Source organism: Deinococcus apachensis DSM 19763 (genome assembly GCF_000381345.1).
Classification (GTDB): domain Bacteria; phylum Deinococcota; class Deinococci; order Deinococcales; family Deinococcaceae; genus Deinococcus; species Deinococcus apachensis.
In genome coordinates, this window is sequence record NZ_KB906399.1 from 304,911 (window position 1) to 329,257 (window position 24,347).

The window sequence follows — 24,347 nt, forward strand, 5'->3', positions numbered from 1 at the left end:
GCCCGGCCCGCTCGTCTGCACCTCACGCTGTCAGTGGACGCCCTCGCCCATCGTCTGGGTGTCGCCCATCTGGTCTTCAGGGCTGAAGGTCATGCACTGGGCCATCTGGCCGCTGAAGTTGACCTCGATCTGCCCGGCCATGCACTGCTCGTTCTCGTTGTAGCGGCAGTTGGTGGCGCCACAACGGCTCACGACGCTCTTCTGCCCGTCGCCCTGCATGCTCTGCATGTCGTTCATGGTCTGGCCTCCTGCCCGCAGAGTGCGCCCGGCAAGGGGCAGCGAAGGTAACCCGGCCTGCAAAATAAGCATTGGCTTACAATACCGACTGTTCCAGGCAGGATTCTCCTACTTCAGGTGAAGAAGGCGCGTCTGGACGGCATTTTCCCTGTCCGCCGACCCCAACCATCCCGCACCAGAATGAGGTCGCATGAACGCAGGCGTCAGTTGAGGAGCGTCCCTCGAATCCCCTGGGCGCAGGCAATTCGGTGGGCGACGGCCTGGGCATCTAGAGTGCCGTGTTCGTGCAATCCCGCCGCGACCACCTCGACCTCGGCCCACGAGCGGCGCAGCAGGGCGCGGGCGCGGGCTTCCAGCACGGCGAGTTGGGCGTCCAGCACCTCCAGTTCCTCGGGGTCGCGCAGGGCTGAGGCGAGCAGGACTCGGGCGTCACGCCCAAGTACCTTTCCCCTACCCTCGATGCCCAGCAGCCGCGCCATCGCCTCCCCCGCCAGGGCGACGAGCGCGACCTCCTCGCGCAGCCCGCGATTGAGGGCGAGCGCCTGGGGATCGGGCGCCAGGGCGTACGTCACGCCAGGGGTCTCTCCCAGCGACACCTGGTCCAACCGCAACGGCGCGCGGGGGTAAAGGTGGGCCAGCACCGCCTCCGCCGCCAGCAGCAGCGAGGCGGTGCGGAGGTCGCCGGAAACGGGGGCTGGAGTCTGGAGGGTGGCAGGGGCGGGTCTGGTCATAATCCTGAGTTCCTAGGTCAAGATAAGGAGCAGACCCCTGAAAACCAAGGGGACAGTCGCCCCCTGTCCACACAGGTGGGCCGCGTGCCCCCTACACCTCCAGGTCGCCGCGCTGCGGCTTGCGGAACTTCTCCTCCAGGAAACGCTGGTGGGTCAGCAGTTCCTGGCCGCCCGAGCGCAGGGCGGTGCCCAGGATGTCTTGCACGGCGTTCAGCAGGAGGTCGAGCTGCTCGCGCAGCAGGTCGCGGCCGGTCTTGCCATCCTGAAGGGGCTGGCTGTTCGCCAGGGTGGGCGGCAGCTTCAGGTAGGCCTGCACGGCGGTCGGCGCGTATTCGTCCCGCACGGCGCGGGCGAGGTAGGCGGCCTCGCTCCCCTGCTGGCCCAGGGCTTCCAGGTGGGTCAGGGCCTCGCGGGTCCGCAGGTCTAGGGCGGCGAGCTGCGCGCGCGCCTCTCCCGGCAGGCGCTCGTCGCGGATGAAGGCGGCGAGGGCGGGAACAGGCTGGGGCGGCGGGGGTGGGGGCGGGTCACCGACCTCCGCTTCGCGCTCCATCTTCCTGAGCTTCTTGGCCTGACGCCGGGCCTCTCGGCGGGCGGCGCGGGCCTCGACCCTGTCCGCCCAGCCCCCGGAGAATCCGCCCACCGGCAGGCCGCCCCCCTGCTCGGGCAGGGCCTGGGGCGCGGCCTGGCCCTCCTCCACTGCCCGCCCGCCGTGGGCCGTCCACCCCGCCGTGGAGACCCAGGCGATGCCCATCACGAACAGCGGGAAGATCAGCCACCCCGCGCCCAGGGCCATGAAGAACAGGCCCGCGATCAGGCCCGCCAGCAGCCCGGGCCAGCGGCGCTGCCACTTGTGAAAGGCGCGCGAACCGAAGAAGCCGAGCAGCATCCCCGCCGCCGGGTGAACGACCCAACTTGCGCCCAGCACCGCCAACAGCACGATCAGCCCCGCCGCCAACGCCACGGGCTGCCACATTCGGCCCCGGCGTGAGAAGATCACCGATCCCCAGAACGCCAGGGCCATCGCCGCCAGCGGATGCACGACCCAGCCCACCATGCCCGCCAGCGCGGTCAACGCTTCCATAGCGGCTCTTCCCAGTCATGCGCTGCGGACACGAGATCAAACATGCCCCACGTTACGCCTCCGGGCGAGCGAAAGTTTCCGCCAAAAGGTGGAGGGGCCGAAAAGCACCCGGCTCCGGCCCCACTGTTCCAGCCATAGACAGAAACCCCCGGGCGGCCCGGGGGTCTTTTCGCTTCTCACTTCTCTCGGCCCTGGCGGGCGGCGATTACTTCCGGAAGCTGGGGTTCAGAACCTTTTTCCGCAGCCGGATGCTCTGGGGCGTCAGCTCCACCAGTTCGTCGTCGGCGATGTACTCCAGCGCGTCTTCCAGGCTCAGGCGGCGGGGCGGGATCAGGGTCAGCGCCTCGTCGGCGCCCGCCGAACGGATGTTCGTGAGCTTCTTATTCTTGCAGACGTTCACGTTCATGTCCTGCTCGCGGGCGTTCTCACCGACGATCATGCCCACGTACACTTCCGTGCCCGCATCGATAAAGAAGGTGCCGCGGTCCTGCAATTTGAAGATGGAGTACGCGAAGGCGGGGCCATCCTCCATGCTGACCAGCGAACCGTTCTGGCGGGTCTTGAGTTCCCCGGCCCACGGCGCGTACCCGTCGAAGATGTGGCTCATGATCCCTTCGCCCTGGGTCATCGAGAGGAACTGGGTGCGGAAGCCGAACAGCGCGCGGGAGGGAATCTTGAACTCCACGCGGACGCGGCTGCCCTGCGGCTCCATGTTCACCATCTGGCCCCTGCGCCCGCCCAGCACACCGATCACCGTGGAGGAGAACTGCTCGGGCACGTCGATCACGAGGTGCTCAATGGGCTCGTGCTTCACGCCGTCGATCTCGCGCACGATGACCTGTGGCGCCCCGACCTGCACCTCGTAGCCCTCACGGCGCATCGTTTCCAGGAGGATCGAGAGGTGCAGCTCACCGCGCCCGCTGACCTTGAACTCGTCCGGGCGGATTTCCTCCACGCGCAGCGACACGTTCGTCATGACCTCGCGCTTGAGGCGGTCGTTAAGGTGACGGCTCGTGACGTACTTGCCCTCCTTGCCCGCGAAGGGCGAGGTGTTGGGCTGGAACAGCATGGAAACCGTCGGCTCGTCCACCGTGATGACGGGCAGCGCCTCGGGGTCGGCGAGGTCGGCCACCGTCTCGCCGATCTGCGCGTCCTCGATGCCCGCCAGAGCGACGATGTCCCCGGCGCCCACCTCATCAACCTCGATGCGGCGCAGGCCCAGGTGGGTGAAGGGCTGCACGACGCGCGTCTTCGTCATCGTGCCGTCCTTGTGGATGAGCTGGACGAACTCGCCCTTGCGGACCTTGCCACGCTGCACGCGGCCCAGCACGATGCGCCCCAGGTACTCGGAGTAGTCGAGGTTCGTCACGAGCATCTGGAAGGGGGCGTCCAGGTCAACCTTCGGCGCCGGGATGTGCTCCAGCACCATCTCGAACAGCTCGTGCATGTCGGGCTGGGGGTTGTCGAGGTCCCTGTACGCCTTGCCCTCGCGCGCGATGGCGTACAGGATCGGGAAGTCGAGCTGGTCGTCGTTCGCTCCGAGCTCGGCCATCAGGTCGAAGGTGAGGTTGACGACCTCCTCGGGGCGGGCATCCTGGCGGTCGATCTTGTTGATCACCACGATGGGCTTGAGCCCCAGCTCAATGGCCTTGCGGAGGACGAAGCGGGTCTGGGGCATCGGCCCCTCCGCCGCGTCCACGAGGACGAGGGCGCCGTCCACCATGCCCAGCACGCGCTCCACCTCGCCGCCGAAGTCGGCGTGACCGGGCGTATCCACGATGTTGATCTTGACGCCCTTGTACTCGACGGCCGTGTTCTTGGCGAGGATGGTGATGCCGCGTTCCTTTTCCAGGTCGTTGCTGTCCATCGCCCGCTCGGCGATCTCCTCGCCGTGGCCGAGTTTCAGGGTCTGCTTGAGCAGGCCGTCCACGAGCGTGGTCTTGCCGTGGTCGACGTGCGCGATGATGGCGATGTTGCGGTACTCCATACTTCTTTCCTCTCCCCCGCCCGGTGACGCCCACCGGGGACTCCGGGGAGGCGAGGGGCGGATGCTGGCTGCATGAAAAAGCCCGCCGCACAGTTGCTCGCGTGGGCGGGACACCCAAAAGAGAATTTTAGCAGATGTGGGCGGGGTTGGGGTCAGGTGGAGGTCACGGTCAGGTCAGGAGGGGGAGCCAGGTCCAGCCTTCCACGTCATGCCGCCCGGCCCTGAGGGCCGCTTGCCGCGCGCCGAAATTTTCCCCGTGAATGGTGCCCGAAAGAACACGCCCGTCGTCAGGCAGGGCGCGGGCGAGGAGGGTGGAGAGGTGGGGTGGGGACCGAGGCCGAGGCCACGGGCATGGGGCGCGAGCAGCAGTTCCTGCACGACCTGGGCGGGAAGTCCCAGTTGGATTTCGGGCAGCGTGCCTGCATAGCCGCTCCACCGCCCCTGCCAGAGCACATCGAACATCGTGTCCGCGTCGGCGGCCTCCCGCAGCGCGTCCTCCCCGATCACCTGCGCCTGCCCGACATGCTCCGGGTGCTCGGCGTCCACGGCCGCGTAGGCAGCCACAGCGTCGGCGTGGTGTGCGAGGTCACGGGTGGGGTGGAGGGTGAGGCCGTCCGGCACCTCGCCGTCTCGCAACTCCCTAAGGGGAGCGGCCAGGACGCGCATATCTGGCCGGGCACCGGGGAGGTCGGCTGTCCACCCGTCCAGCGGAGCCGCGCTCCAGACCCGCAGCCGCGCGGGGCGGAACGCGTCGAACACATCCAGTGCGGCTCTCCGCAGCGCCGGGAGGTCAGAGGGAGTCAGAGGCCGTGAAGTCACGCTCGCGTCCACGAAAGGCTTTTGCGGGTCCAGCCCCTCGAAGCGGATGGAGAGCATGACGCCCAGGTCCGGCTCCACCTTCAGCCAGCGGTTCAGGAACGCCTCTGGCGGCTGCCCCACGTTCAGGAACTCGGCCCGGCGCGCCGCCAGCTCAAGGTCGGTGGCGAGTTGCAGGTCGAGGGCGTGTTCCTCGGCCAACAGTGCGAGGCGCATGGAGTCGTCCACCCCCGTGCGCGTGAGGGGGTGTTGCGCGGCGAGACTCATGGCAGCGAGGTCGGCGGCGGTCGGCAGGTCGAGCATTCATCCGAGGGTACGGCCGTCTGGAAAGTCCCCACATCGGCCAGATGACTGGGCCACTCTGCTACCCTGGAGCCGACCTAACGAGCGTTCGTTCCCGCCCCCGCCGAGGTGCCCCATGAAGACCAAGAACGAGTGGATGCAGAGCGTCTACCAGCCCGCCACGCAGAAGTTTCCCGAGCGCAAGTACAACTTCAAGAACCTGTCAGATATGGAACCCGAGCCCATCTACACGGCGGACGACCTGAAGGACTGGGACGCCGAGCGGGACCTGGGCTACCCCGGCGAGTTCCCGTATACCCGCGGGGTGCAGTCCTCCGTGTACCGCGGCAAGCTCTGGACCATGCGGATGTTCGCGGGCTTCGGCAGCGCCGAGCAGACGAACGAACGCTTCCACGCGCTGCTGCGCGCCGGGCAGACGGGCCTCTCCACGGCGTTTGACCTCCCCACCCTGATGGGCTACGACTCCGACCATCCCTTCTCCAAGGGCGAGGTCGGCAAGTGCGGCGTGGCGGTGAGCAGCCTGGCCGACATGGAAATCCTCTTCCAGGGGATAGACCCGGAACAGGTCACCACCTCCATGACGATCAACTCCCCGGCGAACGCGATCTGGGCCATGTATATCGCCAACGCGCAGAAGCAGGGCAAGGACCTGACGCGGATCGGCGGCACCATCCAGAACGACATCCTCAAGGAGTTCATCGCGCAGAAGGAGTTCATCTACCCGCCTTCTCCCAGCGTGAAGCTGGTGATCGACACCTTCGAGTGGGGTCCCCGGGTCGTGCCGCGGTGGAACTTCATCTCGGTCAGCGGCTACCACATCCGCGAGGCGGGGGCGACGGGCGTGCAGGAACTCGCCTTCACGCTGGCGGACGGCTTTCACTATGTGGAAAAGGCGCTGGAGCGGGGGCTGGACATCGACGAGTTCGCCCCGCGCATCTCGTTCTTCTGGGACATCCACAACGACTTCTTCGAGGAAATCGCCAAGCTGCGCGCCGCCCGCCGCATCTGGGCGCGGCAGATGCGGGACCGCTACGGGGCGAAGAACCCGAAGTCGTGGATGCTGAGGACGCACTCGCAGACGGCCGGGGTCAGCCTGCCCGCGCAGCAACCGCTGAACAACATCGCCCGCGTCGCCATCCAGGCGCTCGCCGCCGTGCTGGGGGGCACCCAGAGCCTCCACACCGACTCCTTTGACGAGGCGCTGGCCCTGCCGACCGAGGAAGCCGCGACCATCGCCCTGCGGACCCAGCAGATCATCGCGTACGAGACGGGCGTGGCGGGCGTCATTGACCCGCTGGCGGGTAGCTACTATGTCGAGCGGCTGACGAACGACATCGAGGCCGCCGCGATGGGCTACATCGAGCAGATCCGCGCGCTGGGCGGGGTGGAGGCCGGGATCGAGTCGGGCTTCTTCCAGCTGGAGATGGCTGAGGCCGCCTACCGCTACCAGCGTGAGGTCGAGACGAAGGACCGCATCATCGTCGGGGTGAACGACTTCGTACAGGACGCGGTGGAGGTGCCCATTCAGCTGATCGACCCGGAGGTCGAGCGGGTGCAGGAGGCGCGGCTGGCCCAGGTGCGACGCGAGCGCGACCCTAAGCGGGCGGAGGCGGCCCTGAACGCCTTGCGCGACGCTGCCATTACGGGCGCGAACACCATGCCCGCCTTCCTGGAATGCGCCCACGCCTACACCACGCTGGGCGAGCAGATGGACACGCTGAAGCGGGTGTACGGGGAGTACGTGGAGCCGGTGCTGGTGTAGGGATCAGAAAGAGAGGAAGGTGGGTACCTCAATCGAGAGAGCCCACCTTCCTCTTTTCGCTCTTTCTGACGGCTGACCGCTGATAGCTCACCGCTCCTCAGAACGTGTAGCTCTTCGGCACCACCACCACGCCGTTTTCCGTGACTGTGAAGCCTCGCCCGCGGTCCTCCTCGTGGTTGAGGCCAATCTTGGTGCCGGGGGGGATGGTCACGTTCTTGTCCACAATCACGCGGCGCAGGTGCGAGTGGCGTCCGACCTCCACATCGTCGAACAGAATGCAGCTCTCGACGAGCGAATACGAGTGGGTGTGGACGTTGCGGCCCAGGACGGAGTCGCGTACCGTCCCGCCGCTGATGATGGAGCCCCCAGCCATGATGGAGTTGAAGGCCTGGCCCTTGCGCCCCTCGGCCTCGTGGACGAATTTGGCGGGCGGGGAGAACTCGCTGCTGGTGCGGAGCGGCCACGCGGGGTTGTAGATGTCGAACTCGGGGTTGACGCTGACCAGGTCGAGGCTGGCCTCGAAGTAGGCGTCGAGCGTCCCCACGTCGCGCCAGTACAGGTTCGGGCCTGCCTGGCCGGGAATGGGATTCTTGTGGAAGTCGTACGCCTGCACGTGGTAGCCGTCCGACAGGGCGCGCGGGATGACGTTGTGCCCGAAGTCGAATCCATCCTCCTGGCCGCTGATGGATGTGTGCAGCAGTTCCTCCAGCGCCCGGCGGCTGAAGATGTAGTTGCCCATACTTGTCAGGCTGGTGTTGGGGTCATCAGGAGTGCCAGGCGGGTCTTTGGGCTTTTCGAGGAACTCGGTCACTCGCCAGCGACCGTCCACCTGCATCACGCCGAACTGGTGGGCCTGGGTGCGCGGCATGGGATAGGCGGCGATGGTCACGTCGGCCCGCGAGTCGACATGCGACTGGAGCATGTGCTCGACGTTCATCTTGTAGATGTGGTCGCCGCTGAAGATGGCGACATAATCAGCGTCGAAGTTGTCGACCAGATGCAGGTTCTGGTACACCGCGTCGGCGGTGCCGCGGTACCACACGGCGCCCAGTTCCTCGTAGCGGTACATCTGGGCGGGCACCAGGGTGATGAAGTAGTCGCTCAGGAAGGTGCCGAAGCGCCAGCCGCGCTGGATGTGCTCGGTCAGGCTCTGCGCCTTGTACTGGGTCAGCACGTAGATCGAGAACACACCCGAGTTGATGAAGTTGTTGATCGCAAAATCGATGATGCGGTACTTGCTGCCAAAAGGCACGGCGGGTTTGGAACGTTTGACGGTCAGCGGAGCGAGCCGGGTGCCCTGCCCGCCCGCGAGGATCATGCCGAGTACACGTGGCTTCATGTCAGTCCCCCCCTAAGGATCGCCGGAAGGCGAGAAGACCGGACCTGGCCGGGTCCATGACGGCGCGCCCCCTTCAAGTCACAAACTCCTCCCCAGGAGCGCGTTGGCGGTGGTGCTCAGCTCACAGTGTAACGGGTCCTGATCCGCACCCGGGGAGTCAGTCTGAACGTGAAGAATGCATGGAGCCGCGCCCAGTGGGAGCAAGTCGGCTTCAACCCGGGCGACCAGTCTCAGAAGCTCGTCAGCTCGGGAAGGAGCCGGGCCAGCGCGTCCCGCGTGTCCTGAGGAGAGGCGTCGGACGCGCCCAGTTGCGTTCGTGCCCAGGTGAGCTGCCGCTTGGCGTACTGGCGGGTGGCCAGCGTGATGCGGCGGGTGGCCTCCTCGCGGGTCAGGGTGCCCTGCCGGAGGGCGAGCGCCTCGCGGTAACCCAGGGCCTGCCAGGCGGTCGGGCGCGGCTCCAGGTCGGGGGGCACCTGCCGGGCGAGCCAGGCGGCCTCCTCGGGCCAGCCCCCCTCCAGCATGACGTCCACCCGGGCGGCGATTCGGGCCTCCAGCTCCGGCCAGGGGTGGGTGAAGGCGAGGATGCGGTAGGCGAAGGCGGGGGGACGATACCCGAACTCGCCCGGAAAGCGGCCAGTCCGGCGGTAGACCTCTAGCGCCCGCACCACCCGGCGGGGATTGCGCTCCAGCCGCGCGGCTTCGGCGGGATTCCGGGCCTCCACCTCGGCGAGCACGGCGTTCAGGCCGCGCGAGGCGAGATCGGCCTCCACTTCCGCACGCGCTTCGGGGTCGGCGGGCGGCGTCAGTGGCAGGCCGCGCACCAGGGCCGAGAGGTAGAAGCCGGTGCCCCCCACCACCAGCGGCAGGCGCCCCCGCGCGAGCACGTCCGCGATGGCGGCCTCCGCCTCCCGCGTGTAGCGGGCCACGTCGTAGTCCTCGGTGACGTCGGCCACGTCGAGCAGGTGGTGGGGCAAGGCCTCACGTTCGGCCGGGGTGGGCTTGGCCGTGCCGATGTCCAGCCCCCGGTACACCGTGAAGGCGTCCGCCGCAACGATCTCCAGCGGGAACTGCCGCGCGAGGTCCAGCGCGAGCGCCGTCTTGCCCGCCGCCGTCGGCGCGGTGAGGATGGGGATGACCGTCACACGGGGATTCTAGAGGTGAACCGATGGTGGAAGGGGGGGAGGTGGCTGGCTGTTCCCGGGGAAACGGTGCTCCCGACCTGTACTTTTTCCTGACCCCGCACCCAGAAAGTGGTGGTAGTTTGGACGGCATGAACGAGCCGGTTCTTGCCCGCCTGCAACACCTGATGGCCCTGCGGGAGGAGGTCGAGTCGCTGGGCACGGGGGGACCCTGGACGCCCCCCGCCGACTGGCTGGACGAGGGGACCCACCTACGGCTGCTGCTCGACGTGCCCGGCGTCGATCCTGGCACCCTGGAACTGCATGAGGAGGGGGACAGCGTGACCGTGGCCGGGCGCCGCGACCCGCCTGATCACGCCCTGCACGCCGAGCGGCCCGGCGGCGCCTTTACCCGCACCCTCGCCTTCCCCGAGCCCGTGGTGCCGCAGACCGGACAGGCGACCCTGACCGCCGGGGTGCTCAGCGTGCGCTTCGAGAAACGCCACCCCACCATTGACGTGCATCCCCTGGAGGACGAGCAGGCCTGAGCGAGCGCTGGGAGCACTCACTCAACTCCCCCTGCAAGTCGAGGGGGAGTTTCCGCAGGCTTTTACCTCCACTCGGTACAACCGCTGAAACCTGCCCTCATTGGCCGCGTTCGCCCGTTGTGCGCCTCCTCACCCCTGGCTGCGCCAGGCCCTCTCCCACGAGGGGAGAGGGTCAGAACAGTTAAAAAGGTGGGGGCACAAGAGCGTCGTCCTTGGTGGAGATCAAAGCCTGAATTTCTCGCTTTCCTTTTGGTCCGGTCTGTGGGCCTGTGTTCCCTTTTAGGCCCCGGCATTGCTTATTTCCTAGAAACTGCTGCTCCCGCCGATTCGCACGCCCTCGTAGTAGGCATAGGCCGCGCTGTAGCAGGCGGGGCGGGCGTACCAGCTCTTGGCCGAGCAGATCGTCTTCATGTTGGTGTAAAAGGCGCTGTCGCTCGTCTGGCGGTTGGCGCTGGTGCGCTCGTACACCTTGAGATTGCGGTAGGCGAAGTCATGCACGTTGCAGGCGGGCCGGAAGTCCTCGCGGTAGCCCAGGCCCAGGCTGTCGGGAGCGCTGCACCCGTCGCGCGTCCAGTCGAGGCCGGGATAGAGCATGTTGATGGCGTCCTGGCTGGCATATTGGGAGTTGTAGGCAGGCACCGTGCCCCAGCCGACGCGCTTGATGTAGGCGAGGCGGTCCGAGGCCAGGTCCAACCCGGTCAGGCCCGGCGCGGCGGGGAGGGTCAGGTTCGCCGGGCGCTCCCCGTACGCCTCCTGAAGCGCAGCGAGCAGGCCGGGGTCGTCCCCGTAGCGGGCCAGGATTGCCTGGCTCCCCGCGTCCTGAAGCTCGGGGCGGGTGGCGTAGTCGGCAGTCAGGGTGCCGGGGGCAGAGGCGGTGGGCGACTGCCCGCAGGCAGCGAGGGCGGCGATCAGGGGGACGGCGAGGGCGGCAATTCTCTTCATGGGCGGCTCCTGAGCGGCTGAGTTGTGCTGTTGGCCCAGTGTAGCCCACCTCCCAATGGAAAACGCCGCCCCCTCCACTTCGGAGGGGGCGGCGTGAGGGTGGTGGGGCCTACTTGCGGGCGGCCTCGATAAGCGCGGGCACAATCTGGTTCACGTCGCCCACGATGCCGTAGTCCGCGACCTTGAAGATCGGGGCCTCGGCGTCCTTGTTGATCGCCACGATGTACTTGCTCTTGCCCATGCCGGAGAGGTGCTGCACGGCGCCGCTCACGCCCAGGGCGACGTAGGCCTTAGGCTGCACGGTCTTGCCGGTCTGCCCTACCTGCTCGGCGTAGGGGCGCCAGCCCGCGTCCACGACCGCGCGGGTCGCGCCAACACCCGCACCCAGGCGGTCGGCGAGGCCCTCGACGTAGGTGGCGAAGTTCTCGGGGCTGCCCACCCCGCGCCCGCCGGTTACGATCACGTCGGCCTCGGTCAGCGCGACGCGGCTGCTCTTCTCGAGGCTGCGGCCGGTCACCTCGATGCGGGGGGCGGGCAGGTCGAGTTCCACGTCGTACTGCTCACCCGCAGCGGCGGCGGCGGCCGGTGCAAAGGAGCCGGGCTTCACGGTCACGACGATCACGGGCGCCTCCGCCTCGACTGTCTCGGTCACGCGGGCCAGGTAGGTGTAGCGCTGGGCTTGGAGGGCGTTCCCGTTCGCCTTCAAGGCGATGGCGTCCTCCAGGTAGGGGGCGTCGAGCTTCACGGCCACGCGGGGAGCGTACTCGCGGCCCGAGCGGCTGCCGCCGATGATGACCGTGTGCGCCTCGCCCTCCTGCGCGATCTGGGCGGTCGCCGCGGCCCACACCTCGGCGTTGTAGGTGGCGAGCCCCGGAAGGTCCGCGACGAGGACCTGGTCGGCGAAGGCCGCAGCGGCGTTGGCGACCTCCGCGACGTTCTGGCCCAGGACGAGGACGGTGACCGGCCCCTCCCGCCCCGACTCGCGGGCAGCGGTGACCATTTCAAGGGTGGACTTGGCGAGCTGTCCGCCCGCATGTTCGGCGACGATCAGGATCATGCGATCACCTTCGCTTCGTTCCGCAGGAGCTCGAGGAGTTGCTGGGCGGCGGCCTGCGGGTCCTTGCCGTCGATCATCCTGTTCAGGCGGGCGCGGGTCTGAATCTCGCTGTTCACGACCCGGACACGGGGCTGCGCGCCGTACGTGGCGAGGTCGTCCTTGCGGAGTTCCTTGCGCTTGGCCTTCATGATGTTGGGCAGCGTCGGGTAGCGCGGCTCGTTGAGGCCCTGCTGGGTGGTGACCACGGCGGGAAGAGAGGCGCGGAAGCTCTCGTTGCCGTCGTCCACGTCGTGGCGGCCGGTCAGAGTGTCGCCCTCGACCTTCAACTCGTTCGTCCAGGTCAGTTGCGGCCAGCCCAGCCGCTCGGCGGTCGCGGCCCCCAGCGCCTGGCTGTCCCAGTCGGCCTCCTGCCCGCCAACCAGGACGAGCCCGGCGCCCTCCGCCTGCGCCACCTGCGCGACGATGCCGCTCAGGGCGATGGGGTCGAGCTTTTCGTCCGTCTCGACATGGATGGCGCGGTCCACACCCATCGCCAGGGCGGTCCGCAGGGCGTCCTCCACCCGCTTGGGGCCGACGGCCAGGGCGACGATCTCCTCGACGTTCGCGCCGCCCTCGCGCAGGCGCAGGGCTTCCTCCACGCCGTACTCGTCCATGCCGTCGATCACGAGCGTCGCGCCCTCCAGGTCCACCTGCTGGGCATTGATCTTCACGCGGGCCTCCGCGTCGGGCACTTGGCGTACCAGGGTCAGAATCTTCATGGCTCCTCCAGGGTAAAGCTGGGGCGGATGTGATGGCTCTGGGCGCCCCGAACTTTCCCCATAAGTCGAATTACACTCGGTTCAAGTTTAGCAGCCTGGACACGGTGAGGCCACCCATCGCATCCCCCGGACCTGACGCCGATCTGTCCAGTTTATAAAGCGGCAGTGAGTCTCATGAGGTGGACGGCTCATCTTCGTGAGTCAGGCTACCAATCGATATGAAAAAGGTTCTTGCCCTGACTCTTTGCGCTGGCCTCGCCACTGCGGGCGCCCAGACCACGACGACTACCATCTCCGCCACCCCGGTTATGACCGGTCTGAACGGCGTCGAGCTGGGCCTGACCGGCGGCTACGCCAACGGCCTGAGCGGCGAAGTGTTCGTCCATGTGCCGAACGTGGCTGGCCCCTTCGGCGTCAAGGCGGGCGTGGCGCTGACTCGTCCAAGTGACGCCATCAACGACAACGCCAAATTCACGAACACGGGGACTAGCGCCGACATCACCTTCGGGGACTTGAAGCAGGCCACCGGTGCAACTGAGTCGGGCAGCTACACCGTTTTCAGCCTGGACGGGACCTATAACTTGGGCGAAGTGAGCCCCGGGCTCAGCACTGCTCTGTACGCTGGTGGCCGCTACGGCATGTTCCATAGCAACGTCACCTCGGAAAACGACACCACGACCTTCGCCAGCAACGAGTTTGGCATCGGCGCGGGCGTGATGGTGAGTTATCCCCTGACCGGCAACCTGAGCCTGGTGGGTGACCTCGGCGTGGACCAGTTCTTCAAGGGTACAATCAACGTTAGGAGCAGCGACGGCACCACCAACGACTCCATCACCCCCAGTGATGGCAGCTATCCCTTCTACAATGACCTCGTCGTTCGCCCCGGCACCGTCTTCAAGGCCCGCGTCGGCATCAAGACCACGTTCTAAACTGCTTAAAGGCCAAGCCCTCACTCCTCGCGGGTGGGGGCTTTTTCCTGTTCCTGCTCACCCCGCCGGGCGTCCAGCAGGGCTTGGAGTTGCGTGAACGCGGCCACCACACGGGGAAAACCCAGGTAGGGCACGCACAGCAGCAACATCTCGCGGACCTCCGCCTCGGTCGCCCCAGCACGCAGGGCGCCGCGCAGGTGCGTCCGCAACTCGGTGGGGCTGCCCAGCGACACGAGCAGGGCCGAAGCGATGAGTTCCTTGGTCTTCAGGTCCAGGCCGGGTCGCTCGTACACGGTGTCGTAGGCGAAGTCGCGCACATAGCGCATCAGGTCGGGATCGAGGGCGGCGAGGCGGGCTAGGATGCGGTCCTCCTGCTCACCGAAAATCCGGCGTCGGGCCGTTTCGGTGCCTTCCTCTGCCCCAGCCTGGTCGCCGTCCGTCATGCGGGAAAGCGTAGCAGGCCCACCCCCGGAAATGAGGGTGGGCCTAGCTGTCCGCGCGAGCTTACTTCTTCAGCGCCTTGATGACGGCGGCGGTGAGGTCGGTCGCCTGGGTATTAGCGTATACGACCAGCTTGGACTGGGCCGCGATGCGGCGATCAAACACGACCGAGTAGCCATTGCTCTTCGCCACGCTGGCGATGGCTGCGTTGACCTTCTTTGCCAGTGGCCCAAACGCGGTGTTCAGGCGGCTCTGGTGGCCCTTCTGGGTCGCCAGGAAATCCCGCTGCGCGTGGCCGAGGGCCTGCTGGTCAGCGGCGCTGCGGGTGGCGGCAGCCTTGGTGGCGAGCTGTTGAATCCTCGCCTGCTTCTTCGCCAGGTCGGCGTCTACCTTCTTGCTCAGGCTGAGGTAGCCGCTGCTGCCGGGCAGGGTCGCCACGGCCTGCTGCACGTCCACGAAGCCGACGCGGCCCTTGCGCTGCTGCGCGTGCGGCACGGTCGCCAACAGCGCGAGCGGCAGGATCAGGAATGCTTTTCTCATGGGTCTCCTCTCTCCGGTTCGTGGGGCGGGGGCACCGGGCAAGGCGAAGCCCCCGCGTGGGGGGCGGGGGCCAACCCGGTCACCCTTCCGCTCAGGGCTTGAGGGCCTTGAGGGCCGCGCTCGTCAGGTCGGTGCTGTTGTCCGCGTACACGACCAGACCCTGGGCCGCCACACCGCTGTCCATCACGATGCTGTAGCCGTTGGTCTTGGCGACGCTGCTGATCGCCGTGTCGGCGGCCTTTTCCGCAGCCGTGAGCTTGGGCTGGAGGGCCGTCATCTGGTCGTTGTAGGTCTTGCCACGCGCCTGGTAGGTGCTGACAAGCTGGGCACGCTTGTCCTTGTCGGCAGCGGTCGCCGCGTTGCCCTTGGCGTCAATGGTCTGAATCTGCTTCTGGAGGTCGCCGAGTTCAGCGTCCGCCTTCTTCTGCAGGTCGCCGAGCTGCTTCCCGGCATCCTGCGCATTGAGGATGGACTGCACATTCACGAAGCCGATCTTCTGAGGGGTGGTCTGGGCGTGCGGGGCCAGCGTCCCCAGGCCGAATGCGGCCACGAGGGCGAGGGGGGCGAGCGCCTTGGCGTTCATCTTCATGGGCGGCACGCTAGCACGGCCCTTTCTGAGCCGAATGAACAGGTCAACAGTCTTTTCACATCGGGCGTCAGCGGGGGATCAGACGACCCCCCTGCCTGCGGGAAAGGTAAGCTGAGTCATGCTTGTCAGCGACTGGATGACCAAAGGCCCCATCACCGTGACCCCCGACACCCCGGTCATGGACGCCCTGAAAATTCTGAAGGAACGGGGCTTTCGCCGCCTGCCCGTCATGGACGGAGACCGGCTGGTGGGGATCACCACCCGTAAGGACCTCAAGGACGCAATGCCCAGCAAGGCGACCACCCTCAGCGTGTGGGAGCTGAACTACCTGCTGAGCAAGCTGACCGTGAGCGAGATGATGGCCCGTCCCGTGATCACCGCTGACGAGAGCGAGCACATGGAGGACGCCGCCCTGCGGATGCAGGAGTACGGGGTGGGCGGCCTGCCCGTGCTGGACGGCTCGGGAAAGATGACCGGCATCATCACCATCACTGACGTGCTGCGCGCCTTTATCGACATCATGGGACTCAAGGAGGGCGGCGTGCGCCTGACCCTCGACATGCCCGACCAGCCGGGCAGCCTCGCGCGTGCCGCCGATGCCGCGCAGCCCAGCAACATCATCAGCGTGGCGACCTACGGCCACCGCGACCAGGGTGGGCAGCCCCGCCGCCGCTTCGTGATGCGCGTGACCGGCGAGGGTGCCCGGGAAGCCCGCACCCGGGCGCGCGAGGCGGGCATCGACGTGCTGGAGTAGGTGTCCAGCGTCAGCGGGGGGCAGCAACCTCGGCCTGCCGCCTCTCCCCCAGAGCCTCCCAGGCTGCCCGCACTGCCGCGCCGCGCTCAAAGCGAACGTCCAGGCTCTCGAAGCAGTCCTCCAGCATCCCCGCGATCCCCAGGGCGTCGTAGCGGTCGGCGTAGCCCAGGGTGGAGACGCGGAACACGGCGTCTTCAAAGGGTGCCTGGCCGGGAAGCGCCCGCTGCCCCATCTCGGCGAGGCGGGCCGCGACCTGCCGCCCAGTTAGGGGGACGGGGGGGCGCAGCACCGCGACGGCAGGTGAAGTTCGCGCGGCCCAAGCGGGGGCGCCGAGCGCACTTCCAGCGGCGATCAGCGCGTCCGCCTGCCGCCGCTTCTCAGCCCACAGCACCTCCAGCGGCACGGCGAGGAGGCGGTCGAGGGCGAGCGAGAGAGCTGAGATCAGGTTGATAGCGGGCGTCTGCGGCGTGTTCCCGGCCTTCTGCCCCTTCAGCTCGCGCGTCAGGTCGAGGTAGAAGCCCCGCCCAGTGGCAGGCACCATCCGGTCCTGCACCTCCGGGCTGAACAGCACGAAGCCCAGGCCGGGGGGCGTGGCGGTGCCCTTCTGGCTCCCGCTTACGATGGCATCCACTCCCCAGGCGGCGGGCCGGAGTTCGGTCACCCCGTAGGAGGTGATGCAGTCGGCGATCACGATGAGGTCCGGGTTCTGCGCCCGTGCCGCTGCCACGATGGCCGCGAGGTCGTGCAGGGCGCCGGTACTTGTTTCACTGTGGGTAACGAGCAGGGTGTGGGCATCTTTGGCCGCGTCCGCGACCTCCTCGGGGTCAAGCAACTCGCCCCAGGGTTTCGCCACCCGTACCGTGTGGTAGCCCAGGCGCTCGCTCATGTCGCCCCAGCGTTCGCTGAACTTCCCGGCCTGCGCGTTCACGACCTTGGCCCCCTCCGGCGTGAGGCTGGTCAGGGCGCCCTCGAACGCCCCGGTACCGCTGCTGGTGGTGATCACCGCGTCATACGGGTCGCCCAGGAGTTGGGTCAGCTTGGCCCGCGCCTCCATCAGTACCTCAATGCCTTCGGGGGCGCGGTGGTGCATCTGCGGGCGGGCGAGTTCCAGCAGCACGCGCGGCTCGACCTCGACCGGGCCGGGCGCGATCAGGCGTTGGCGGTTCAGGGGCAGGTGGGAGGCGTCGGTCATGGGGCCATCGTAGGCCGTGGGGGTGGGGCAGGCGGGGGGCAGGCTAGAGGGTTGCGAGCTAGCGCCGCTCTCCCTCTCCCCTCGTGGGACTCGCAGAGCCGCTTGCGGAGAGGGCCGGGGTGCGGGAGCGCCTGACCAGCTTGGTCACTCACGAGATGGCCTGCCTCGTCTACCCTCCGCGCCGCGGGTGGGCCGCAAGCCCTCCCTCTGCAAGCAGTTCCACGAGTCCAAGCCTCCCCCTTATGGAGGGACTTTAAACGCTGTCTTGGGCACGCCTTCTACATCGAGAACAGCTTGCCCGCATTACCTCGGCGCCAACGGCAACAACCGGATTCCACCCTCCCCGTCGCCGCCGATCAGCGTCGTTCCGTCGGGGCTCAACGCCTCGGGCCAGCCGTCCCAGACGCGCGTCAGCGCCCCGAGGGTGTGACCGGTCGCCACCTCGCGCAGTTCCAGCCACTCGCGGCCCTGCACGTCCACGCCGGTGCGGCGCACGAGGACGCGGGTGCCGTCGGCGCTGAAGCCGATCACGCCGTTCGTCCCGGCGAGGTAGGCGGGCGGGGGGGCCTCCTTGCCGCCCTCCAGGAGGACCAGGCGCCCGCGCGAGGCGAGGAGGCCACGGCTGTCGGGCGTGAAGGTGCCGTAGCCCACCCCGCGCAGGGTGGCGCGCAGCTCGCCACTGCGGGCGTCGAAGACACGAGTGCGCGTCTGGGCGCGGAAGATCGGCGCGAAGAGGCGGCTGTCGGGGCTGAATTCCAGGCTGGCGGGCTCGTAGCCCGTCTCGCTCTGCACGGTGGTGACCCGGCGCCCGGTGGCCCACTCCCACAGTTGCGCGTAGCCGCTGCGGTTGCCCGCCGCCAGCCGGGTCCCGTCGGGGCTGAACTCCAGCGAGAGGGTGCCCGTCAGGCCACCCGCGCTGATGACCTTCAGAAAGCCGCCCGTGGTGGTTGGGTAGGTGCTCAGGATGCCCACCCGCCCGGCTTTGGTGAAGGGGTCGGGCGTCAGCGCCACCGCCAGCCACTTCCCGTCCGCGCTGAGGGCCGGGGAAACGTCGAGCCGCACCTCGGGCGGGAGGAAGACCTCGCGGCGGCCCTCCCCCGTCGTCGGGTCGAGCAGGCGGACATGCGCGCTGAATCGGCCCCGCACCGCCACCACTCCCGTCACCGCGCCCCCGGGCTGTCCCGGCAGGGCCTGCGGCGCGACCCCCACGAGGACCAGCGGATCGGGCGGCACCCGTGTCTCGCTGGCCGTACTCTGCACGGCGAGGGTGGGGCCGAGGGCGCTTAGGGCCAGCAGGGGCAACGCCAGCCGGGTGGCGATGGGTCTGCGTTTCACGTTCCCAGGCTAGCGGGTCGGGCGCCGTCCATCCCCCACATAGGAGCGCGGGATGAAGCCCTGCTCATACCGCTTGTTTCAGAAATTTCTGAAACTAGTGTACACTCCGCACATGGAGGAGCGCAGCCTCTTCATTGAGCGGACGGGGGTGAGGCTGGAGTTCATGGGCATCCCCCGGGTCGCGGGCCGGGTGCTGGGCGCCCTGCTGACCGCGCCCACCCAGGGGCACACGGCGGGTGAGCTGGCCGCGCTGCTCAGCGCGAGCCGGGCGGGCATCAGCACGGGCATCACGTACCTGACGCGGGTCGGGCTGATTGAGCGGGCGCCGCGGCCGGGGGAACGGGCCGACCGCTTCCGCATGAGACCCCACGCCTGGGCCACCCTGATGGAGCAGGGCAACCGCAAGCTCGCCACCCTGCACGACCTCGCCGTGGAGGGGCAGCGCATCCTCCCGACCGGCGCCGACTCCGGGCCGCTGCGGGAGATGGAGGAGTTCTACGCCCTGTGGCTGCGGCTTTTTCCCGAAATTCTGACGCGCTGGCATACGGCCGAGCGGGAGGGCACGGGAGGCGAAGGATGAACGCACTCGACATTCGTGGGCTGAGCAAGCTGTACGGCGGGGGCCGGGGTTTGCACCCCCTGGACCTGGAAGTGCCGCCGGGCGAGATCTACGGCTTCCTGGGGCCGAACGGGGCGGGCAAGACGACCACCCTCCGCACGCTACTGGGCTTTCTGAGGCCGACCTCCGGCGAGGCGCGCATCTTCGGGCGGGACGTGTGGCGCGAGCGGGTGGAGGTCCACCGCCGGTTGGGCTACCTGCCGGGCGAGGTCCACCTGGGCCGCGATCTGACGGCCCGGGAGCTGATGGACCGCAGCTCCCGGCTGCGCGGTGGAGCGGACCTGGGCTACGCGCGGGAGGTCGCCGGGCGCCTCGACCTGGAGCTGAACCGGCGCCTGGGAACGCTGAGCAAGGGCAACCGGCAGAAGGTAGGCCTGCTCCTCGCCCTGATGCACCGCCCCGACCTGCTGCTCCTCGACGAGCCGACGGACGGGCTGGATCCCCTCGCCCAGGAGACGGTGCTCGACCTGCTGCGCGAGGCCCGCGCGGAGGGCCGCACTGTCTTCCTCTCCAGCCATGTGCTGAGCGAGGTCGAGCGGGTCGCCGACCGGGTGGGCTTGATCCGGCAGGGGCGGCTGGTGCGGAGCGAGCGCCTGGCGGACCTCAAGGCCAGCCTGCCACAGCGGGTCCATGTGCAGTTTGGCCGACCCCCTCGCACGAACCTGGCGGCCCTGCCCGGCATGTCGGGCGGAGTGGTGAACGGGCTGGACTTCCAGGGCACCTGGCGCGGGGGACCGGACGCCCTGGTCCGCGCACTCGCGGCGGAATCCCTGACGGCCCTGAGCCTTCAGGACGCCACGCTGGAGGAGGCGTTCCTGGGCGAGTACAGCCGCGGCGCGGCAGAACGGGAGGGAGTCCATGTGGCTTGAGGTGTTTCGGCAGTCCTTGCGGGACACCTGGCGCGGCCTGGCGTGGTGGGCGGTCGGGCTCACGCTATACGTGCTGCTGATCCTGGCCTTCTATCCCTCCATCAAGAACGACCCCGCGATCAGCCAGGTCATCCAGAACCTCCCCGAAGCGCTGCGCTCCCTCTTCGGCGAGGACTTCAGCAGCCCCGCCGGGTACGTGGGCGGGCGGCTCTTCAGCCTGATGCCGGTCCTGCTCAGCGTGTTCGCGGGGTTGAGCGGTGCGGCACTGATCGCGGGGGCGGAGGCGCGGGGGCACCTGGAGTTCCCGCTCTCGCAGCCGCTCGCGCGCGGGGCGCTCCTCGCCGGGCGGGCGCTCGCGCTGTTCGTGCTGCTGCTTGGCTTGGGCTTCGTGCTGTTCCTGAGCACCTGGGTGTTCGGGCAGCTTTTCCAGGCCCCGCTGCCCGCCGCCCGGGTGCTGGAGACGGCAGCGCTGCACACGCTGGGCGCCTGGGTGTTCGGCGCGCTCGCCCTCGCCGTGGGGGCGGCGACCGGGAGGCCGGGGCTCGCCTCCGCCCTGGGCGCGGGGCTGGGGACCGGGCTGGTCGTGCTGCACACCCTTTCCGGGCAGGTGACGGCCTTGCGGGACACCGGGTGGCTCAACCCCTGGCACGCCGCGCTGGCCGAGTCGCCGCTGCGAAACGTGGTGGGCGCCGGGCCGCTCCTCGCCTGCCTGCTCGCGGGGCTGGTATGGGTGTTTCTGGCGGCGCCCCTCCTCGGGCGCCGCGACGTGGGCCGCTGAGGGCAGGGGCCGGAGACGGTGCGCCATGCTCTAGCCTGAGCTCATGCGGATCGTGGTGGTGGGCGGGGTGGCGGCGGGCATGAGCGCGGCGAGCCGGGCGCGGCGGCAGAACCCCGACGTGGACGTGACCGTCTTCGAGCGCGGCGGGGCCATCAGCTACGGCGCCTGCGGCCTCCCCTACGTGATTGGCGGGGAAGTACCCGACCTGGGGGACCTGATCGCCCGGACGCCGGAGAGGATGCGCGAGCAGGGCATCGACGTGCGGGTGCGCCACGAGGTGACGGGGGTGGATGCGGGCGCCCGCACCGTCACCGTCCTCGACCGGGATGCGGGCCACACCCGCACCGAGCCCTACGACCGCCTCCTGATCGCCACCGGCGTGAACGCCGTACGGCCGGAATGGGCCAGGACCGGTCTCGACGGTGTCCACGTGCTGCGTGACCTGGCCAACGGGCAGGCCATCCTGGCGAGCCTGAGCGGGGCGACCTGCGCCTGCATCGTCGGCGCCGGGTACATCGGGCTGGAGATGGCGGAGGCGCTGCACTCGCGCGGCCTGCACGTCACCGTGCTCGAAAAGGCGCCCGAGGTCGCGGGCCGGATGCTCGACCGAGCCTACCAGCAGCGGGTGCGCGCCGAGCTGGAGCGGCACGGGGTGGAGGTCCGCTGCGGCACGAGCGTGCAGGAGTTGGTCGGCGAGGACGGGCATGTGAGAACGGTGCAGACGGACCACGGCCCGGTGCCCGCCGATCTGGTCATCGTGGCTGTGGGCGTCAAGCCGAATACGACTCTGGCCGAGGCCGCAGGAGCTCGTCTCGGGCCAACTGGCGCCGTCGCCGTCAATCCCCGGCAGGAGACGAGCGTGGACGGCGTGTACGCCGCGGGTGACAACAGCGAGAGCATTCACTGCGTCACCGGGCGGCAGGTCCACATCCCGCTCGGCCTCACCGCCAACCGCATGGGCCGGGTGGCGGGCGTGAACATGGCGGGGGGCGACGCGCGCTTTCCCGGCATCCTCGGGACGGCGATTTTCAAGACCTTCGACCTGGGCGCGGCCCGCACCGGCCTCACCCAGACGGAGGCCGAGGGGCTGGGGCTGAATGCAGTCAGCGTGGACGTGGAGAGCACGGACCATGCCGGGTACTACCCCACCGCCGCGCCCATCCACGTCCGGCTGACGGCTGAGCGGGGCAGCGGGCGCATTCTGGGCGTGCAACTCGTCGGCCAGCCCGCCAGCGTCAAGCGGGTGGACGTGGTCGCCGCCCTGCTTCACCAGCGGGGCAGCGTGCGGGACCTCTTCGAGCTGGACCTCGCCTACGCCCCGCCCTTTTCCAGCGTGTGGGACGTGCTGCTGGTGGCGGCGGATCGGCTGGGGAGGGAGATGGGCGGGAGATGAGGTTCAGGCGGACGGCACTCCCCAGGGGCACTGGTGCGGCTGGATGCAGGAATGCCCTATTCCAGCCCGAAACGGGCCATCGTGGCAGTTCCAACGCAATGAGCTGGGACGTTCGTAGAGGGGTTGCGTGGCGCCTTCGACCCGCTCGGAGACGCTGGCGTGCCCCTTCAACGACCCCCGTTCTACAGCCGACCTCTGCTCCCGAATCGATGATCGCGCTCACGACGTGCTCTACACCCAGGTGTTCCCCGAGCATCTCGATCCCGAGTTCACCTTCATCCCGCACGTCACGCTGGGCCGAGCGAAGGACCGCGCCGCGTGACATGCGGCCCTGGAGCACGCACGCGCCAATAGTCATCCCCTGGCGGTGCGGGTGGACCGTCTGACCCTGTACGCGGGGGCCGGATCGGACGGCGAACGACATTACCGATGACGGGACTTGAGGGCACAGGATAGCGCTGGCATCTTCTCCAAAGCAGAAGAGGTCGTCTGCGCTGGGCCAAACTGGGAGGAGAGGGCCGCGCTGAATTTCGCGTCTCCTTTCCTCCTACACCCGCACCAAGAACGCCGACTCGATCACGTCCAGGTCGCGGATCGCCTGAAGCTGCTCGGGCGTGAGACTATCGTCCAGCGTGAGGGTGAAGAGGGCCTGCCCGCCCTTCTGCGCGCGGCCCAGCGCCATCCCGGCGATGTTGATGCCCCAGGTTCCCAGCAGGTTGGAGAGCTTGGCGACCGCACCCGGCCGGTCCTGGTTGGAGGCGATCAGGATGAAGCCCTCGGGGGCGAGTTCGACCCGGAAGTCGCGCAAACGGGTCAGGCGGGGGCTGCGGCCGAAGACGGTGCCGCCCACCGTGCGGCTGCGCTGCTTCTCGCCGTGGGCACCGCTGACGACCCTCACAATCACCTCGGTCTGGTAGTCGGGGCTCTCCTGCTCCTCGCGCACAGCGAGGTTCAGGCCGCGCTCCTTCGCCAGGGCGCGGGCGTTGATCATGTTGGGCCGCTCGTCCGTGCTGCCGCTGAGGTAGCCGACGAGGGCGGCGGTGACGACCGGAGCGGGATCGGCCGGGAATTCACCCCGGAAGGTCACCTCCAGGTCGTGCGCGCCGGGGAGGAGCTGCGCCAGGATGCGCCCCAGCTTCTCGCCCAGGTCGAGGTAGCCGCCGAGCAATTCCATCGTCTTGGCATCAAGGGCCGGGGCATTCACCGCCCCCTTGCTCACGTCGCCGTGCAGGGCGGCGAGCACGCGGCCCACGATCTCCGCCCCGACCCGCTCCTGCGCCTCGTGGGTGTTGGCGCCAAGGTGCGCCGTGATCCCAAGATTGGGAGCATCCAGGAAGGGATGGTCTGGTGTGGGCGGCTCCTCCACAAACACGTCCACGCCCGCGCCGAAAAGGTGACCGGATTTGAGGGCGTCCACCAATGCGGTCTCCTCCACGATCCCGCCGCGCGCTGCATTCACGACAATGGCCCCGGGCCGGAGAAGAGCGAGTTCCCGCGCGCCGATCATGCCCTGCGTCTCCTCGGTGAGCGGCGTGTGGACGGTCAGGAAGTCCACCCGGGCGAGCAGTTCGTCGAGGTTCGCCGCCCTCTCTATCCCCAGGCGCTCGAACTTGTTCTCCGGCACGTAGGGGTCGAAGGCGACGACCTTCAGCCGCAGGCCTTGCGCGCGGTCAGCCACGATGGAGCCGATGCGGCCCAGGCCGACGATGCCGAGCGTCTTGTCCTTGAGTTCCACGCCCAGGAACTTGCGGTCCCACTCGCCCGCGCGGGTCTTGCGGTCGGAACGGGTGAGGCCACGGGCAGCGGCGAGCAGGTGCATGACCGCCAACTCGGCAGCGCTGACATTGTTGCTCTCGGGCGCGTTCAGGACCAGGATGCCCCGGCGCGAGCAGGCCTCCAGGTCGATGTTGTCCACGCCGACGCCGCCCCGCCCGATGACCTTCAGGCGGTCCCCGGCGGCCTCCAGCAGTTCACGGTCCACCTTGGTGCGGCTGCGGGTGATCAGGGCGTCGTACCCGGGGAGTCGGCGCAGCGTCTCCTCACGGGGGAGGTTGCCCTCGTAGTCGATCTCGAACCCCTCGTGCGATAGGTCGCCGGGGTTCATCTCGTCGCAGATCAGCACGCGCAGGGGAGCGGTGCGGGGCTGGTCCGGGGAGGTCAGCACGGGGGCCGTCATGCGGTCAGGGTAAGCGGCCCGGCGGGAAGCGGGAGGGATTTGGCTAGGGGAAG

The 24,347-nt window shown here is 68.6% G+C and carries 25 protein-coding genes; 9 read left to right on the forward strand and 16 right to left on the reverse strand.

What is annotated here, in order from left to right; translation table 11 throughout:
* Positions 1–30: 30 nt before the first annotated feature.
* The 5 genes from F784_RS0106015 to F784_RS22390 all read right to left on the reverse strand — a co-directional run bounded on the left by F784_RS0106015 (position 31) and on the right by F784_RS22390 (position 5,155).
* A complete protein-coding gene (locus F784_RS0106015; RefSeq protein WP_019585814.1) occupies positions 31–237 on the reverse strand; it encodes a DUF1540 domain-containing protein in 207 nt (68 codons plus the stop codon).
* A gap of 203 nt (positions 238–440) precedes the next feature.
* Positions 441–968 carry a hypothetical protein gene (locus F784_RS0106020; RefSeq protein WP_019585815.1) on the reverse strand — a complete coding sequence of 176 codons (528 nt, stop codon included), beginning with the start codon at positions 966–968 and terminating at the stop codon, positions 441–443.
* 91 nt (positions 969–1,059) lie between these two features.
* Positions 1,060–2,049: a hypothetical protein gene (locus tag F784_RS0106025; protein ID WP_019585816.1), complete on the reverse strand. Its 990-nt coding sequence runs from the start codon at positions 2,047–2,049 to the stop codon at positions 1,060–1,062.
* Between the two features lie 205 nt (positions 2,050–2,254).
* Positions 2,255–4,036 carry a translational GTPase TypA gene (gene typA, locus F784_RS0106030; RefSeq protein ID WP_019585817.1) on the reverse strand — a complete coding sequence of 594 codons (1,782 nt, stop codon included), beginning with the start codon at positions 4,034–4,036 and terminating at the stop codon, positions 2,255–2,257.
* A 174-nt stretch (positions 4,037–4,210) separates the two neighbouring features.
* Positions 4,211–5,155 (reverse strand): hypothetical protein, encoded by a 945-nt coding sequence (locus F784_RS22390; protein ID WP_019585818.1) that lies wholly within the window; start codon positions 5,153–5,155, stop codon positions 4,211–4,213.
* Positions 5,156–5,270: 115 nt separating this feature from the next.
* Here F784_RS22390 and F784_RS0106040 point away from each other — a divergent pair, with 115 nt between their 5' ends.
* Complete coding sequence (locus tag F784_RS0106040; RefSeq protein ID WP_019585819.1) at positions 5,271–6,917, forward strand: methylmalonyl-CoA mutase family protein; 1,647 nt, start codon at positions 5,271–5,273, stop codon at positions 6,915–6,917.
* A 97-nt stretch (positions 6,918–7,014) separates the two neighbouring features.
* Here F784_RS0106040 and glgC read toward each other — a convergent pair whose 3' ends face one another.
* Positions 7,015–8,256, reverse strand: coding sequence for a glucose-1-phosphate adenylyltransferase (gene glgC / locus F784_RS0106045; protein ID WP_026332306.1), 1,242 nt, complete (start codon positions 8,254–8,256; stop codon positions 7,015–7,017).
* A gap of 230 nt (positions 8,257–8,486) precedes the next feature.
* Positions 8,487–9,398: a tRNA (adenosine(37)-N6)-dimethylallyltransferase MiaA gene (miaA, locus tag F784_RS0106050; RefSeq protein ID WP_019585821.1), complete on the reverse strand. Its 912-nt coding sequence runs from the start codon at positions 9,396–9,398 to the stop codon at positions 8,487–8,489.
* Between the two features lie 128 nt (positions 9,399–9,526).
* Between miaA and F784_RS0106055 the strand changes: the two genes are divergently transcribed.
* On the forward strand, positions 9,527–9,922 hold the full coding sequence (locus F784_RS0106055) for an Hsp20/alpha crystallin family protein (RefSeq protein WP_019585822.1): 396 nt from the start codon (positions 9,527–9,529) through the stop codon (positions 9,920–9,922).
* Between the two features lie 303 nt (positions 9,923–10,225).
* Here F784_RS0106055 and F784_RS0106060 read toward each other — a convergent pair whose 3' ends face one another.
* The 3 genes from F784_RS0106060 to F784_RS0106070 all read right to left on the reverse strand — a co-directional run bounded on the left by F784_RS0106060 (position 10,226) and on the right by F784_RS0106070 (position 12,679).
* Positions 10,226–10,864 carry a phospholipase A2 gene (locus tag F784_RS0106060; protein ID WP_019585823.1) on the reverse strand — a complete coding sequence of 213 codons (639 nt, stop codon included), beginning with the start codon at positions 10,862–10,864 and terminating at the stop codon, positions 10,226–10,228.
* Positions 10,865–10,973: 109 nt separating this feature from the next.
* Positions 10,974–11,921: an electron transfer flavoprotein subunit alpha/FixB family protein gene (locus F784_RS0106065; RefSeq protein WP_019585824.1), complete on the reverse strand. Its 948-nt coding sequence runs from the start codon at positions 11,919–11,921 to the stop codon at positions 10,974–10,976.
* Complete coding sequence (locus F784_RS0106070) at positions 11,918–12,679, reverse strand: electron transfer flavoprotein subunit beta/FixA family protein (RefSeq protein WP_019585825.1); 762 nt, start codon at positions 12,677–12,679, stop codon at positions 11,918–11,920. The genes F784_RS0106065 and F784_RS0106070 overlap by 4 nt, the downstream gene beginning before the upstream one ends.
* Before the next feature lie 218 nt (positions 12,680–12,897).
* Between F784_RS0106070 and F784_RS0106075 the strand changes: the two genes are divergently transcribed.
* Entirely contained in the window at positions 12,898–13,608 is a 711-nt protein-coding gene (locus F784_RS0106075) for a hypothetical protein (protein ID WP_019585826.1), read from the forward strand.
* A gap of 20 nt (positions 13,609–13,628) precedes the next feature.
* Here F784_RS0106075 and F784_RS0106080 read toward each other — a convergent pair whose 3' ends face one another.
* From F784_RS0106080 to F784_RS0106090, 3 genes are all read right to left on the reverse strand, one after another.
* Positions 13,629–14,051, reverse strand: coding sequence for a carboxymuconolactone decarboxylase family protein (locus F784_RS0106080; protein WP_019585827.1), 423 nt, complete (start codon positions 14,049–14,051; stop codon positions 13,629–13,631).
* Between the two features lie 61 nt (positions 14,052–14,112).
* The gene (locus F784_RS0106085; protein ID WP_019585828.1) at positions 14,113–14,589 is read right to left on the reverse strand and encodes an OmpH/Skp family outer membrane protein; all 477 of its coding nucleotides are present in this window, start codon (positions 14,587–14,589) and stop codon (positions 14,113–14,115) included.
* A gap of 91 nt (positions 14,590–14,680) precedes the next feature.
* Positions 14,681–15,178, reverse strand: a complete 498-nt coding sequence (locus tag F784_RS0106090; protein ID WP_019585829.1) for an OmpH family outer membrane protein — start codon at positions 15,176–15,178, stop codon at positions 14,681–14,683.
* A 118-nt stretch (positions 15,179–15,296) separates the two neighbouring features.
* On the opposite strand from F784_RS0106090, the gene F784_RS0106095 reads away from it, so the two are divergent.
* On the forward strand, positions 15,297–15,932 hold the full coding sequence (locus F784_RS0106095) for a CBS and ACT domain-containing protein (protein WP_019585830.1): 636 nt from the start codon (positions 15,297–15,299) through the stop codon (positions 15,930–15,932).
* Positions 15,933–15,942: 10 nt separating this feature from the next.
* On the opposite strand, the gene F784_RS0106100 is transcribed toward F784_RS0106095, so the two are convergent.
* Both F784_RS0106100 and F784_RS0106105 read right to left on the reverse strand, forming a co-directional pair.
* Positions 15,943–17,124 carry an aminotransferase class V-fold PLP-dependent enzyme gene (locus tag F784_RS0106100; RefSeq protein ID WP_019585831.1) on the reverse strand — a complete coding sequence of 394 codons (1,182 nt, stop codon included), beginning with the start codon at positions 17,122–17,124 and terminating at the stop codon, positions 15,943–15,945.
* 303 nt (positions 17,125–17,427) lie between these two features.
* On the reverse strand, positions 17,428–18,459 hold the full coding sequence (locus F784_RS0106105; RefSeq protein ID WP_019585832.1) for a WD40 repeat domain-containing protein: 1,032 nt from the start codon (positions 18,457–18,459) through the stop codon (positions 17,428–17,430).
* A gap of 112 nt (positions 18,460–18,571) precedes the next feature.
* Between F784_RS0106105 and F784_RS0106110 the strand changes: the two genes are divergently transcribed.
* The 5 genes from F784_RS0106110 to F784_RS26000 all read left to right on the forward strand — a co-directional run bounded on the left by F784_RS0106110 (position 18,572) and on the right by F784_RS26000 (position 22,440).
* Complete coding sequence (locus tag F784_RS0106110; protein ID WP_026332307.1) at positions 18,572–19,039, forward strand: GbsR/MarR family transcriptional regulator; 468 nt, start codon at positions 18,572–18,574, stop codon at positions 19,037–19,039.
* Positions 19,036–19,947, forward strand: a complete 912-nt coding sequence (locus tag F784_RS22395; protein WP_019585834.1) for an ABC transporter ATP-binding protein — start codon at positions 19,036–19,038, stop codon at positions 19,945–19,947. The genes F784_RS0106110 and F784_RS22395 overlap by 4 nt, the downstream gene beginning before the upstream one ends.
* Positions 19,937–20,725, forward strand: coding sequence for an ABC transporter permease subunit (locus F784_RS0106120; RefSeq protein ID WP_019585835.1), 789 nt, complete (start codon positions 19,937–19,939; stop codon positions 20,723–20,725). Before F784_RS22395 ends, F784_RS0106120 begins: the two co-directional genes overlap by 11 nt.
* Positions 20,726–20,768: 43 nt before the next feature.
* On the forward strand, positions 20,769–22,118 hold the full coding sequence (locus tag F784_RS0106125; protein WP_019585836.1) for an FAD-dependent oxidoreductase: 1,350 nt from the start codon (positions 20,769–20,771) through the stop codon (positions 22,116–22,118).
* A 127-nt stretch (positions 22,119–22,245) separates the two neighbouring features.
* Positions 22,246–22,440 carry a hypothetical protein gene (locus tag F784_RS26000; protein ID WP_157465058.1) on the forward strand — a complete coding sequence of 65 codons (195 nt, stop codon included), beginning with the start codon at positions 22,246–22,248 and terminating at the stop codon, positions 22,438–22,440.
* Positions 22,441–22,665: 225 nt separating this feature from the next.
* Here the strand turns inward: F784_RS26000 and serA are convergent, their stop codons facing one another.
* Positions 22,666–24,294 carry a phosphoglycerate dehydrogenase gene (gene serA / locus F784_RS0106135; protein WP_026332308.1) on the reverse strand — a complete coding sequence of 543 codons (1,629 nt, stop codon included), beginning with the start codon at positions 24,292–24,294 and terminating at the stop codon, positions 22,666–22,668.
* Positions 24,295–24,347 lie beyond the last annotated feature (53 nt).